The 12,541-nt window shown below is 41.1% G+C and carries 17 protein-coding genes, 1 tRNA gene and 2 rRNA genes (1 of these 20 only partly in view); all 20 read left to right on the forward strand.

From position 1 onward, the window contains the following. Positions 1–9 precede the first annotated feature (9 nt). Positions 10–552, forward strand: coding sequence for a 50S ribosomal protein L5 (rplE, locus tag EL081_RS00705; protein WP_006595184.1), 543 nt, complete (start codon positions 10–12; stop codon positions 550–552). Positions 553–569: 17 nt separating this feature from the next. Then, positions 570–755 (forward strand): type Z 30S ribosomal protein S14, encoded by a 186-nt coding sequence (locus EL081_RS00710; RefSeq protein WP_001085699.1) that lies wholly within the window; start codon positions 570–572, stop codon positions 753–755. A 212-nt stretch (positions 756–967) separates the two neighbouring features. Continuing rightward, positions 968–1,366: a 30S ribosomal protein S8 gene (gene rpsH / locus EL081_RS00715; RefSeq protein ID WP_126403631.1), complete on the forward strand. Its 399-nt coding sequence runs from the start codon at positions 968–970 to the stop codon at positions 1,364–1,366. Positions 1,367–1,559: 193 nt separating this feature from the next. Then, positions 1,560–2,096 (forward strand): 50S ribosomal protein L6, encoded by a 537-nt coding sequence (rplF, locus tag EL081_RS00720; RefSeq protein ID WP_126403632.1) that lies wholly within the window; start codon positions 1,560–1,562, stop codon positions 2,094–2,096. A gap of 83 nt (positions 2,097–2,179) precedes the next feature. Then, the gene (rplR, locus tag EL081_RS00725) at positions 2,180–2,536 is read left to right on the forward strand and encodes a 50S ribosomal protein L18 (RefSeq protein ID WP_003010871.1); all 357 of its coding nucleotides are present in this window, start codon (positions 2,180–2,182) and stop codon (positions 2,534–2,536) included. 17 nt (positions 2,537–2,553) lie between these two features. Continuing rightward, positions 2,554–3,048 carry a 30S ribosomal protein S5 gene (rpsE, locus tag EL081_RS00730; protein ID WP_006595182.1) on the forward strand — a complete coding sequence of 165 codons (495 nt, stop codon included), beginning with the start codon at positions 2,554–2,556 and terminating at the stop codon, positions 3,046–3,048. A 14-nt stretch (positions 3,049–3,062) separates the two neighbouring features. Continuing rightward, positions 3,063–3,245 carry a 50S ribosomal protein L30 gene (gene rpmD, locus EL081_RS00735; protein ID WP_002894509.1) on the forward strand — a complete coding sequence of 61 codons (183 nt, stop codon included), beginning with the start codon at positions 3,063–3,065 and terminating at the stop codon, positions 3,243–3,245. Positions 3,246–3,390: 145 nt separating this feature from the next. Then, positions 3,391–3,831: a 50S ribosomal protein L15 gene (rplO, locus tag EL081_RS00740; RefSeq protein ID WP_126403633.1), complete on the forward strand. Its 441-nt coding sequence runs from the start codon at positions 3,391–3,393 to the stop codon at positions 3,829–3,831. Between the two features lie 12 nt (positions 3,832–3,843). Beyond that, a complete protein-coding gene (gene secY / locus EL081_RS00745; RefSeq protein ID WP_126403634.1) occupies positions 3,844–5,151 on the forward strand; it encodes a preprotein translocase subunit SecY in 1,308 nt (435 codons plus the stop codon). A 96-nt stretch (positions 5,152–5,247) separates the two neighbouring features. Further along, a complete protein-coding gene (locus EL081_RS00750) occupies positions 5,248–5,886 on the forward strand; it encodes an adenylate kinase (protein WP_006597039.1) in 639 nt (212 codons plus the stop codon). Positions 5,887–6,002: 116 nt separating this feature from the next. Continuing rightward, positions 6,003–6,221, forward strand: coding sequence for a translation initiation factor IF-1 (gene infA / locus EL081_RS00755; protein ID WP_001029883.1), 219 nt, complete (start codon positions 6,003–6,005; stop codon positions 6,219–6,221). Between the two features lie 23 nt (positions 6,222–6,244). After that, complete coding sequence (gene rpmJ, locus EL081_RS00760; RefSeq protein WP_001808836.1) at positions 6,245–6,361, forward strand: 50S ribosomal protein L36; 117 nt, start codon at positions 6,245–6,247, stop codon at positions 6,359–6,361. Positions 6,362–6,378: 17 nt separating this feature from the next. After that, the gene (gene rpsM, locus EL081_RS00765) at positions 6,379–6,744 is read left to right on the forward strand and encodes a 30S ribosomal protein S13 (RefSeq protein ID WP_003009631.1); all 366 of its coding nucleotides are present in this window, start codon (positions 6,379–6,381) and stop codon (positions 6,742–6,744) included. A gap of 26 nt (positions 6,745–6,770) precedes the next feature. Next, complete coding sequence (gene rpsK / locus EL081_RS00770) at positions 6,771–7,154, forward strand: 30S ribosomal protein S11 (protein ID WP_001118385.1); 384 nt, start codon at positions 6,771–6,773, stop codon at positions 7,152–7,154. A 45-nt stretch (positions 7,155–7,199) separates the two neighbouring features. Then, positions 7,200–8,138: a DNA-directed RNA polymerase subunit alpha gene (locus EL081_RS00775; protein WP_006595177.1), complete on the forward strand. Its 939-nt coding sequence runs from the start codon at positions 7,200–7,202 to the stop codon at positions 8,136–8,138. An 11-nt stretch (positions 8,139–8,149) separates the two neighbouring features. Next, positions 8,150–8,536 carry a 50S ribosomal protein L17 gene (rplQ, locus tag EL081_RS00780; protein WP_006595176.1) on the forward strand — a complete coding sequence of 129 codons (387 nt, stop codon included), beginning with the start codon at positions 8,150–8,152 and terminating at the stop codon, positions 8,534–8,536. 197 nt (positions 8,537–8,733) lie between these two features. Next, complete coding sequence (locus EL081_RS00785) at positions 8,734–10,035, forward strand: gamma-glutamylcysteine synthetase (RefSeq protein WP_126403635.1); 1,302 nt, start codon at positions 8,734–8,736, stop codon at positions 10,033–10,035. Positions 10,036–10,282: 247 nt separating this feature from the next. Then, positions 10,283–11,831: ribosomal RNA gene (locus EL081_RS00795) — 16S ribosomal RNA — on the forward strand. Between the two features lie 53 nt (positions 11,832–11,884). After that, positions 11,885–11,957 (forward strand) — tRNA-Ala (locus tag EL081_RS00800). Between the two features lie 128 nt (positions 11,958–12,085). Beyond that, a 23S ribosomal RNA gene (locus EL081_RS00805) occupies positions 12,086–12,541 on the forward strand (it continues 2,444 nt past the right edge of the window). Together the 16S and 23S rRNA genes with 1 tRNA gene alongside form the textbook arrangement of a ribosomal RNA operon.

Here is a 12,541-nt window from a genome sequence, read left to right on the forward strand (position 1 = left end):
AGAAGTATAATGGCTAATCGTTTAAAAGAAAAATACCTTAATGAAGTAGTTCCAGCTTTGACTGAACAATTTAACTACTCATCAGTTATGGCAGTGCCAAAAGTTGATAAGATCGTTTTGAACATGGGTGTTGGAGATGCTGTTTCTAACGCTAAAAACCTTGAGAAAGCTGCTGAAGAATTGGCATTGATCTCAGGTCAAAAACCACTTATCACAAAAGCTAAAAAATCAATCGCCGGCTTCCGTCTTCGTGAAGGTGTAGCGATCGGTGCGAAAGTAACTCTTCGTGGCGAACGTATGTACGAATTCTTGGACAAATTGGTTTCAGTTTCACTTCCACGTGTTCGTGACTTCCATGGTGTTCCAACAAAATCATTTGACGGACGCGGAAACTACACACTTGGTGTGAAAGAACAATTGATCTTCCCAGAAATCAACTTTGATGATGTTGATAAAACTCGTGGTTTGGATATCGTAATCGTAACTACTGCGAACACAGACGAAGAATCACGTGCATTGCTTACTGGCCTTGGTATGCCGTTTGCAAAATAATATAGGAGGTAAAACTAATGGCTAAAAAATCTATGATTGCTAAGAACAAACGCCCAGCGAAGTTCTCTACTCAAGCATACACTCGCTGTGAACGTTGTGGACGTCCACACTCAGTTTACCGCAAGTTTAAACTTTGCCGTGTTTGCTTCCGTGAATTGGCATACAAAGGACAAATCCCTGGTGTCACTAAAGCATCTTGGTAATAGCATGATACAAAGAGCGTAACAACCACAGCAAAAATAGGAGATTAGGTGCAGGGGCGTCGCTCCAAAACAAATCTATCTTTTTTGCACAGGTTGTAGCTCGTATTCAAATGAGACATTCTCATTTGTAGGTATCAAAACTTTCTGAGCCCAGCTCAATCATTAACTAGCAAGTGAAACATTCAAACTACTAGTAAGAGGAGAAATATAAAATGGTTATGACTGACCCAATCGCAGACTTCCTAACTCGTATTCGTAACGCTAACCAAGCAAAACACGAAGTACTTGAAGTGCCTGCATCAAACATCAAAAAAGGGATTGCTGAAATCCTTAAACGCGAAGGTTTTGTAAAAAACGTTGAAGTAATTGAAGATGACAAACAAGGAATCATCCGCGTGTTCTTGAAATACGGAACAAACGGTGAAAAAGTTATCACAAACTTGAAACGTGTTTCTAAACCAGGTTTGCGTGTTTACAAAAAACGTGAGGACCTTCCAAAAGTTCTTAACGGACTTGGAATTGCTATCCTTTCAACTTCTGAAGGTTTGCTTACTGATAAAGAAGCACGCCAAAAGAATGTTGGTGGTGAGGTTATCGCTTACGTTTGGTAAAATCAAGATACAAAGCTTGTAAAGAACAAAGCAAAATTAGGAAGTTGGAGCAGTTTGTATACAAACAAGCCAACTTATCTATTTTGCACAGTTCTTAGAGCGTGTTCAGTTCAGCTCTTGAACTAAATAAGTATCTTAAACCCCGTGAAAACTAGCCTGCAAAGGCCTGACAATTTAACAGGAGAATAAAAACATGTCACGTATTGGTAATAAAGTTATCGTGTTGCCTGCTGGTGTTGAACTCACTAACAATAGCAACGTTGTAACTGTAAAAGGACCTAAAGGAGAACTTACTCGTGAGTTCTCAAAAGATATTGAAATCCGTGTGGAAGGAACTGAAGTAACTCTTCACCGTCCAAACGATTCAAAAGAAATGAAAACTATCCACGGAACTACTCGTGCCCTTTTGAACAACATGGTTGTTGGTGTTTCAGAAGGATTCAAGAAAGAACTTGAAATGCGTGGGGTTGGTTACCGTGCACAACTTCAAGGATCAAAACTTGTTTTGGCTGTTGGTAAATCTCATCCAGACGAAGTTGAAGCTCCAGAAGGAATTACTTTTGAACTTCCAAACCCAACGACTATCGTTATCAGCGGAATTTCAAAAGAAGTAGTTGGTCAAACAGCTGCTTATGTACGTAGCCTTCGTTCACCAGAACCTTACAAAGGTAAAGGGATCCGTTATGTTGGTGAATTCGTTCGCCGTAAAGAAGGTAAAACAGGTAAATAATGTTGAGTGGTTGTTTGTCAACCACCCACCTATTTTCCAACTCAGTGCTTAGCACATGATTTTAAAATTAAGAGGTGAAAATTGTGATTTCGAAACCAGATAAAAATAAAATCCGTCAAAAACGCCACCGTCGCGTTCGCGGAAAACTCTCTGGAACTGCTGATCGCCCACGTTTGAACGTATTCCGTTCTAATACAGGCATCTACGCTCAAGTAATTGATGACGTAGCGGGTGTAACGCTCGCAAGCGCTTCAACTCTTGACAAAGAAGTTTCAAAAGGAACTAAAACTGAACAAGCCGTTGTTGTCGGCAAACTTGTTGCTGAACGTGCAGTTGCTAAAGGTATTTCTGAAGTGGTGTTCGACCGCGGTGGATATCTATATCACGGACGTGTTAAAGCTTTGGCTGATGCAGCTCGTGAAAACGGATTGAAATTCTAATAGGAGGACACTAGAAAATGGCATTTAAAGACAATGCAGTTGAACTTGAAGAACGCGTGGTTGCCATCAACCGTGTTACAAAAGTTGTTAAAGGTGGACGTCGTCTTCGCTTTGCAGCTCTTGTAGTTGTTGGTGACCGTAACGGACGTGTTGGTTTTGGTACAGGTAAAGCTCAAGAAGTACCAGAAGCTATCCGTAAAGCAGTAGAAGATGCTAAGAAAAACTTGATTGAAGTTCCTATGGTTGGAACAACAATTCCACACGAAGTAACATCAGTATTTGGTGGAGCTCGTGTATTGTTGAAACCAGCTATCGAAGGGGCTGGGGTTGCTGCAGGTGGTGCAGTTCGTGCCGTTGTCGAATTGGCAGGTATTGCAGATGTAACATCTAAATCACTTGGATCAAACACTCCAATCAACATTGTTCGTGCAACAGTGGAAGGTTTAGCTCAATTGAAACGCGCTGAAGAAGTTGCTGCCCTTCGTGGTATTTCAGTTTCTGACTTGGCTTAAGAAAGGAGATTCAAATGGCTCAAATTAAAATTACTTTGACTAAGTCTCCAATCGGACGCATCCCGTCACAACGTAAAACTGTTGTAGCACTTGGACTTGGCAAATTGAACAGCTCTGTTATTAAAGAAGATAACCCAGCAGTACGTGGTATGATCACTGCAGTATCTCACTTGGTAACAGTTGAAGAAGTAAAATAATCTATTTTGAAATAGAACAAGGTTTTCAGGGGTATGAGAATTTTCTCATCCCCTAAAACTAAATATTAGTATAGGCGAGTTTGTAGTCGGGACACCTTTTCCTGATTGCATGCGTTAGCAATTTACAAAAGAGGAGAAAATAATAATGAAACTTCATGAATTACAACCTGCTGCAGGTTCACGTAAAGTCCGCAACCGTGTTGGTCGTGGTACTTCATCTGGTAATGGTAAAACTTCTGGCCGTGGTCAAAAAGGTCAAAAAGCTCGTAGCGGTGGCGGTGTACGTCTTGGTTTTGAAGGTGGACAAACTCCATTGTTCCGTCGTCTTCCAAAACGTGGATTTACAAACATCAACGCTAAAGAATATGCGATTGTAAACCTTGATCAGTTGAACGTCTTCGATGATGGTGCTGAAGTAACACCAGTTGTACTTGTTGAAGCAGGTATTGTAAAAGCTGAAAAATCAGGAATTAAAATTCTTGGTAACGGAGAATTGACTAAGAAATTGTCTGTTAAGGCAGCTAAATTCTCTAAATCAGCTGAAGAAGCTATCACTGCTAAAGGTGGTTCAGTAGAAGTCATCTAAGAGGGGTGACCTATGTTCTTTAAATTATTAAAAGATGCATTTAAGGTAAAACAAGTACGATCAAAAATTTTATTTACTATTTTTATCATACTTGTCTTCCGAATCGGAACCACGATTACGGTTCCTGGTGTGAATGCGAAAATCCTTAACAACTTACAGGATGTTTCCTTCTTGAATATGATGAGCTTGGTGTCAGGGAATGCTATGAGAAACTTCTCTGTCTTCGCCCTTGGGGTGAGTCCTTACATCACGGCCTCTATCGTTGTTCAGCTCCTTCAAATGGATTTGCTTCCGAAGTTTGTTGAGTGGGGGAAACAAGGAGAAGTTGGGCGGAGAAAGTTGAATCAGGCAACACGCTATATTGCCTTGGTTTTAGCTTTCGTTCAATCCATTGGAATTACAGCTACGTTCCACACCTTGTCACAAGCTAAATTAGTATCGACACCGAATGTTGAAACCTACATCTTGATTGGTGCAATTTTAACGACAGGTTCGATGATTGTGACCTGGTTGGGAGAACAGATTTCAGACAAAGGATACGGAAATGGTGTTTCTATGATCATCTTTGCGGGGATTGTTTCTTCAATCCCAGAGATGATCAAAGGTGTTTACGAAGATTCATTTGTAAACGTCCGTCCTGGACAATTGAACAATTCACTAATTTTCGTAGGTGTATTAATCTTAGCGGTATTAGTGATTATCTACTTCACAACCTTTGTGGAACAAGCACAGTATAAAATTCCAATTCAATATACAAAGATTGCACAAGGAGCACCATCTAGCTCATATCTTCCACTGAAGGTAAATCCAGCTGGAGTGATTCCTGTCATCTTTGCTAGTTCGATCACAGCTGCACCGGCAGCAATTTTCCAAGTCATTAGTGCCATGGGTTACAATGCTGGATGGGTTCGAACAGCACAATCTATGTTAGCAACCAATACACCAACAGGTGTAGCAATGTATGCTTTGCTAATCATTTTGTTTACTTTCTTCTACACCTTTGTACAGATTAACCCAGAAAAAACTGCGGAAAATCTACAAAAGAGTGGTGCCTACATTCCAGGTGTGCGTCCTGGTAAGGGAACAGAAGACTACATGTCGCGTCTTCTTAGACGTTTGGCTACGGTTGGTTCTATCTTCCTCGGATTCATCACCATTATTCCAATCCTTGCTCGGGATGTCTTTGGTTTGACAGATACAGTTGCTCTCGGAGGAACTAGTCTCTTGATCATCATCTCAACTGGTATTGAAGGAATGAAACAATTAGAAGGTTACTTATTGAAACGCAAATACATTGGTTTCATGGATACAACAGAATAGAATTAGGTTGACATTGTCAACCTTCTATTTTGTTTTTGAATAAGTTTGTTAGATCGTAACAGACTTATTTAAAAACAAAATAAGGAGCAAATGATTATGAATCTATTAATCATGGGATTGCCTGGAGCAGGTAAAGGGACGCAAGCGGCTAAGATTGTAGAACAGTTTCAAGTTGCACATATCTCAACTGGAGATATGTTCCGTGCTGCAATGGCTAATCAAACTGAGATGGGTGTGTTGGCAAAATCATTCATCGATAAAGGTGAATTGGTGCCAGATGATGTGACAAACGGGATTGTGAAAGAACGTTTGGCTCAAGACGATATTAAGGAAAAAGGATTCCTCTTAGATGGTTTCCCTCGTACCATTGAACAAGCACACGCTTTGGATCAAATTTTAGTAGACCTTGGTCTTGAACTTGAGGGAGTAATCAACATCGAAGTGGATCCATCTTGCCTACTTGAACGCTTGAGTGGTCGTATTATTCACCGCGAAACAGGCGAAACCTACCATAAAGTATTCAACCCACCAGCTGATTACAAGGAAGAAGACTATTACCAACGTGAGGACGATAAACCAGAAACGGTTAAACGCCGCTTGGATGTAAATATTGCTCAAGGTGAGCCAATTCTTGCTCATTATCGTGCAAAAGGATTAGTCCATGATATCGAAGGAAACCAAGACATTAACGACGTCTTTAAGGATATCCAAAAAGTCTTGGAGAATTTGAAATAAAAACGTATTAGTCACTTGCAATAATTGACAACAAGTGATACAATGAATTAGTCTGACTTATAATTGTTACCTCTGTGCTCAGAGGAATGAATCGAAATTTATGGAGGTACTTTTGCGTGGCAAAAGACGATGTGATTGAAGTAGAAGGCAAAGTAGTCGATACGATGCCGAATGCTATGTTTACGGTTGAACTTGAAAATGGACATCAGATTTTAGCAACAGTTTCTGGTAAAATTCGTAAAAACTATATTCGTATTTTAGCGGGAGATCGTGTTACAGTGGAGATGAGTCCGTACGATTTGACACGTGGACGTATCACATACCGCTTTAAATAATCGAAAAACTTGGAGGGATAAAAATGAAAGTAAGACCATCGGTCAAACCAATTTGCGAATACTGTAAAGTAATTCGTCGTAATGGTCGTGTTATGGTAATTTGCCCAGCAAATCCAAAACACAAACAACGTCAAGGATAAGATAGAAAGGAGAAAACATGGCTCGTATTGCTGGAGTTGACATTCCAAATGACAAACGTGTAGTAATTTCATTGACTTATGTATACGGTATCGGACTTCCAACATCTAAGAAAATTCTTGCTGCTGCAGGCGTTTCTGAAGATATTCGTGTTCGTGACCTTACACCAGATCAAGAAGATGCTATCCGTCGTGAAGTTGACGCAATTAAAGTAGAAGGTGACCTTCGTCGTGAAGTGAACTTGAACATTAAACGTTTGATGGAAATCGGTTCATACCGTGGTATCCGTCACCGTCGTGGACTTCCTGTTCGTGGACAAAACACTAAGAACAATGCTCGCACTCGTAAAGGTAAAGCTGTTGCGATTGCAGGTAAGAAAAAATAAGAAAATAAAATAAGGAGGTAAAAATCTTGGCTAAACCAACACGTAAACGTCGTGTGAAAAAGAATATCGAATCAGGTATTGCTCATATTCACGCAACATTTAATAACACAATTGTTATGATTACTGATGTGCATGGTAACGCAATTGCATGGTCATCTGCAGGTGCTCTTGGTTTCAAAGGTTCTCGTAAATCTACACCATTTGCTGCACAAATGGCTTCAGAAGCTGCTGCAAAATCAGCTCAAGAACACGGTCTTAAATCAGTAGAAGTTACTGTTAAAGGTCCTGGTTCTGGTCGTGAGTCTGCTATTCGTGCTCTTGCTGCTGCTGGTCTTGAAGTTACTGCAATCCGCGATGTGACTCCTGTGCCACACAATGGTGCTCGTCCTCCAAAACGTCGCCGTGTATAATCATCAACAATTACACAGCTTTTCGTTTCAGAGGGAGTATAGCAAATGATTGAGTTTGAAAAACCAAATATAACAAAAATTGATGAAAATAAAGATTACGGTGTATTTGTAGTAGAACCACTTGAACGTGGTTATGGTACAACACTAGGAAACTCTCTTCGTCGCGTATTATTAGCTTCACTTCCAGGTGCTGCTGTTACTTCAATTAACATTGAAGGTGTATTGCACGAATTTGATACAGTTCCAGGTGTCCGTGAAGACGTTATGCAAATCATTCTTAACGTTAAAGGAATCGCTGTAAAATCTTACGTCCAAGACGAAAAGATTATTGAACTTGATGTAGAAGGTCCTGCAGAAGTGACTGCTGGAGACATTCTTACAGATAGTGATATTGAAATTGTAAACCCTGATCATTATCTTTTTACAATCGGTGAAGGATCAAGCTTCAAAGCAACTTTGACTGTGAACAGCGGTCGTGGTTATGTTCCAGCTGATCAGAATAAAAAAGATGATGCACCAGTAGGTACACTTGCTGTAGATTCAATCTATACGCCAGTGACAAAAGTTAATTACCAAGTTGAACCAGCGCGCGTTGGTAGCAATGATGGTTTTGACAAGCTAACCCTTGAAATCTTAACAAATGGAACAATTATTCCAGAAGATGCTTTAGGTTTATCTGCTCGTATTTTGACAGAGCACCTCAATCTCTTTACGAACCTAACAGAAATCGCAATTGCGACAGATGTTATGAAGGAAGTAGATACAGCATCAGATGATCGAGTACTAGAACGTACCATCGAAGAATTGGATCTTTCTGTTCGTTCATATAACTGTTTGAAACGTGCCGGTATCAATACTGTGTATGATTTGACAGAAAAATCTGAACCAGAAATGATGAAAGTTCGTAACCTTGGACGTAAGAGTCTCGAAGAAGTTAAAGTTAAGCTTGCCGATTTAGGCCTTGGGCTAAAAAACGATAAATAGAGGAGGAATACATGGCTTACCGTAAACTAGGACGCACTAGCTCACAACGTAAAGCAATGCTTCGTGATTTGACAACAGATCTTATCATCAATGAAGCAATCGTAACAACTGAAGCACGTGCAAAAGAAATCCGTAAATCAGTTGAAAAAATGATTACTTTAGGTAAACGTGGTGACTTGCATGCACGTCGTCAAGCAGCTGCTTATGTACGTAACGAAGTTGCATCACAAAACTTTGATGAAGAAACTGGTAAATATTCAGAAACAACTGCACTTCAAAAATTGTTCTCTGAACTTGCACCACGTTATGCTGAGCGCAATGGTGGATATACTCGTATCCTTAAAACTGAACCACGCCGTGGGGATGCTGCGCCAATGGCAATTATCGAATTAGTATAAAATCATCAATTTTGTTGAGTGTTATGATGTTGGAAGGGCTGAACGGTTCTTCTTAGTCTAGCTCTGGTCTGCCGCTAGGATTTATCCTAGCGGTAACACTCATCATATTGAGGTAAATGGTAGACGCTTGTTTACGAAATTGCTTTAATTTAAAACAATTTCGTAAGCAGGCGTTTTTTTGATATAATAGAAGAGTTATGACAGTAAAAGAAAAATCACAAGCACTCGCCCAGCAATTATTGGCAAAGCGTTACCTTGCCTCGCTGAAAGATAATCCAGAGCAGTACATTGGGGTTGAACTCGAATTTCCAATCGTAAATACCATGGGTAATAAAACGGATGTACAGGTTACAAAGGCTCTTTTTAAGTATCTGCAAGAAGTTGACGAGTTTAAAGCGATTAAACTGGATGATGATGGAAAACCAGTCCAGTTACAACATAAAAGAAACAAAGATCAAATTGTATTTGAATTATCCTACAATACCATTGAATTTGCATTTGAAAAGACAAAAACAATCCAAGAAGTTGAAAGTCGGTTTCATCATTACTTAGGAATCATTCAGCCGTTTTTAAGAGAGAGACAGCATCAAATTGAAGGAAGTGGCATCCATCCTTATTGGAGAATAAATGATAATCAGCCTGTAAAAATTGATCGTTATAAAATGCTGATTCGATACTTACAACTGTCTGGACAAGATCCTAACAATCGATTTCATCATTATCCAGACTATGGAACCTTTATTTGCGGCAATCAAGTGCAATTAGATGTTTCAAGAGCAAATTATTTGGAAATAATTAATGCGATGAATAAGGTGGAACCAGCAAAAGCATATCTTTTTGCTAATTCCATTTTTGATGGAGAAAATTGGAATACGAAGATCTCAAGAGATATTTTCTGGGAAGATTCCATGCATGGTTATTATCAGGAAAATGTTGGTGTAAATCCTAAAGCGTTTATAAATGAACAGGAGTTTCTAGAATATTTAGCAAAGACAGCCTTGTTTTATGTTTATCGTGAGGATGAAATCCTATATTTCGAACCTGTTAGAGTAGAGGATTACCTCGCAAAAGAAAAAATAGTAGCCTATCATTTAGATGGCACTAGACAAGAAATAAAACCGCAAGAAGAAGACATAAAAAATCATAGAAGTTACCATTTTCAAGATTTAACAACAAGAGGAACCATCGAATATAGAAGTGTTTGTACTCAACCATTAAACAAAACATTTGCACCAATTGCATTTCATGTTGGATTGCATCATAATATCAAAGAATTGGAAGAGTATTTAGCTCAAAATATTGTTTTTGATTTTAGTAAAGAAAATCCGAAACAACTAAGAAGGCAATATTCGAAAAAAAATTTAACTGAAAGTGAATTAGAGAAAATTAAACAATATTCATTAGATCTGTTAAAAATCTCAAGAAGAGGATTGATTGATCGCGGAAACAATGAAGAGGAATATCTAGAAGAATTAATGAAAGATCTTGGGAAGTGCTGATTTAACAGCATTTCCTTTTGTTGGGATCAAAAAAACATAAAAAATTTAAAAAAATAGAAAAAAGATATTGACAAGAAGTTTTGGTCGTGATATACTAATATAGTTGTCGCGCGAGAGCGACAAAGACCTTTGAAAACTGAACAAGACGAACCAATGTGCAGGGCGCTATAACGGAAGTTATAGTAACTGAACAATAAAAAAACAATAAATCTGTCAGTGACAGAATGAGTTTAAGACAAACAATTATTTTAATGAGAGTTTGATCCTGGCTCAGGATGAACGCTGGCGGCGTGCCTAATACATGCAAGTAGAACGCTGAAGGAAGGAGCTTGCTCTTTCCGGATGAGTTGCGAACGGGTGAGTAACGCGTAGGTAACCTGCCTGGTAGCGGGGGATAACTATTGGAAACGATAGCTAATACCGCATAACAGTAGATGTTGCATGACATTTACTTGAAAGGGGCAATTGCTCCACTACCAGATGGACCTGCGTTGTATTAGCTAGTTGGTGAGGTAACGGCTCACCAAGGCGACGATACATAGCCGACCTGAGAGGGTGATCGGCCACACTGGGACTGAGACACGGCCCAGACTCCTACGGGAGGCAGCAGTAGGGAATCTTCGGCAATGGACGGAAGTCTGACCGAGCAACGCCGCGTGAGTGAAGAAGGTTTTCGGATCGTAAAGCTCTGTTGTAAGAGAAGAACGAGTGTGAGAGTGGAAAGTTCACACTGTGACGGTATCTTACCAGAAAGGGACGGCTAACTACGTGCCAGCAGCCGCGGTAATACGTAGGTCCCGAGCGTTATCCGGATTTATTGGGCGTAAAGCGAGCGCAGGCGGTTAGATAAGTCTGAAGTTAAAGGCTGTGGCTTAACCATAGTACGCTTTGGAAACTGTTTAACTTGAGTGCAGAAGGGGAGAGTGGAATTCCATGTGTAGCGGTGAAATGCGTAGATATATGGAGGAACACCGGTGGCGAAAGCGGCTCTCTGGTCTGTAACTGACGCTGAGGCTCGAAAGCGTGGGGAGCAAACAGGATTAGATACCCTGGTAGTCCACGCCGTAAACGATGAGTGCTAGGTGTTGGGTCCTTTCCGGGACTCAGTGCCGCAGCTAACGCATTAAGCACTCCGCCTGGGGAGTACGACCGCAAGGTTGAAACTCAAAGGAATTGACGGGGGCCCGCACAAGCGGTGGAGCATGTGGTTTAATTCGAAGCAACGCGAAGAACCTTACCAGGTCTTGACATCCCTCTGACCGCTCTAGAGATAGAGTTTTCCTTCGGGACAGAGGTGACAGGTGGTGCATGGTTGTCGTCAGCTCGTGTCGTGAGATGTTGGGTTAAGTCCCGCAACGAGCGCAACCCCTATTGTTAGTTGCCATCATTCAGTTGGGCACTCTAGCGAGACTGCCGGTAATAAACCGGAGGAAGGTGGGGATGACGTCAAATCATCATGCCCCTTATGACCTGGGCCACACACGTGCTACAATGGCTGGTACAACGAGTCGCAAGTCGGTGACGGCAAGCTAATCTCTTAAAGCCAGTCTCAGTTCGGATTGTAGGCTGCAACTCGCCTACATGAAGTCGGAATCGCTAGTAATCGCGGATCAGCACGCCGCGGTGAATACGTTCCCGGGCCTTGTACACACCGCCCGTCACACCACGAGAGTTTGTAACACCCGAAGTCGGTGAGGTAACCTTTTAGGAGCCAGCCGCCTAAGGTGGGATAGATGATTGGGGTGAAGTCGTAACAAGGTAGCCGTATCGGAAGGTGCGGCTGGATCACCTCCTTTCTAAGGATAAGGAAACCTGCACGTTCGTCTTGTTTAGTTTTGAGAGGTCTTGTGGGGCCTTAGCTCAGCTGGGAGAGCGCCTGCTTTGCACGCAGGAGGTCAGCGGTTCGATCCCGCTAGGCTCCATTGGTGAGAGATCACCAAGGATGAACATTGAAAATTGAATATCTATATCAAATAGTAACAAGAAAATAAACCGAAAACGCTGTGAATATTTAATGAGTTTTCTAATTTTGAAAAAATTAGGTTAATAAGGTTAAGTTAATAAGGGCGCACGGTGGATGCCTTGGCACTAGGAGCCGAAGAAGGACGTGACAAACGACGAAATGCCTCGGGGAGCTGTAAGTAAGCTTAGATCCGGGGGTGTCCGAATGGGGGAACCCAGCAGGTGATACCTGTTACCCATATCTGTTAAGGATATGAGGAGGAAGACGCAGTGAACTGAAACATCTAAGTAGCTGCAGGAAGAGAAAGCAAAAGCGATTGCCTTAGTAGCGGCGAGCGAAACGGCAGGAGGGCAAACCGAAGAGTTTACTCTTCGGGGTTGTAGGACTGCGATGTGGACTTAAAGATTATAGAAGAACTACCTGGGAAGGTAGGCCAAAGAGAGTAACAGCCTCGTATTTAAAATAGTCTTTATACCTAGCAGTATCCTGAGTACGGCGAGACACGTGGAATCTCGTCGGAATCTGGGAGGACCATCTCCCAAC

Source organism: Streptococcus viridans, from assembly GCF_900636365.1.
GTDB lineage: Bacteria > Bacillota > Bacilli > Lactobacillales > Streptococcaceae > Streptococcus > Streptococcus viridans_A.

Excerpts from the sequence above, each read along its gene's own strand:
- rplE (WP_006595184.1), top strand. The coding sequence starts at position 10 with ATGGCTAATCGTTTAAAAGAAAAATACCTTAATGAAGTAGTTCCAGCT.
- EL081_RS00710 (WP_001085699.1), top strand. The coding sequence starts at position 570 with ATGGCTAAAAAATCTATGATTGCTAAGAACAAACGCCCAGCGAAGTTC.
- rpsH (WP_126403631.1), top strand. The coding sequence starts at position 968 with ATGGTTATGACTGACCCAATCGCAGACTTCCTAACTCGTATTCGTAAC.
- rplF (WP_126403632.1), top strand. The coding sequence starts at position 1,560 with ATGTCACGTATTGGTAATAAAGTTATCGTGTTGCCTGCTGGTGTTGAA.
- rpsE (WP_006595182.1), top strand. The coding sequence starts at position 2,554 with ATGGCATTTAAAGACAATGCAGTTGAACTTGAAGAACGCGTGGTTGCC.
- rpmD (WP_002894509.1), top strand. The coding sequence starts at position 3,063 with ATGGCTCAAATTAAAATTACTTTGACTAAGTCTCCAATCGGACGCATC.
- rplO (WP_126403633.1), top strand. The coding sequence starts at position 3,391 with ATGAAACTTCATGAATTACAACCTGCTGCAGGTTCACGTAAAGTCCGC.
- secY (WP_126403634.1), top strand. The coding sequence starts at position 3,844 with ATGTTCTTTAAATTATTAAAAGATGCATTTAAGGTAAAACAAGTACGA.
- EL081_RS00750 (WP_006597039.1), top strand. The coding sequence starts at position 5,248 with ATGAATCTATTAATCATGGGATTGCCTGGAGCAGGTAAAGGGACGCAA.
- rpmJ (WP_001808836.1), top strand. The coding sequence starts at position 6,245 with ATGAAAGTAAGACCATCGGTCAAACCAATTTGCGAATACTGTAAAGTA.
- rpsM (WP_003009631.1), top strand. The coding sequence starts at position 6,379 with ATGGCTCGTATTGCTGGAGTTGACATTCCAAATGACAAACGTGTAGTA.
- EL081_RS00775 (WP_006595177.1), top strand. The coding sequence starts at position 7,200 with ATGATTGAGTTTGAAAAACCAAATATAACAAAAATTGATGAAAATAAA.
- rplQ (WP_006595176.1), top strand. The coding sequence starts at position 8,150 with ATGGCTTACCGTAAACTAGGACGCACTAGCTCACAACGTAAAGCAATG.
- EL081_RS00785 (WP_126403635.1), top strand. The coding sequence starts at position 8,734 with ATGACAGTAAAAGAAAAATCACAAGCACTCGCCCAGCAATTATTGGCA.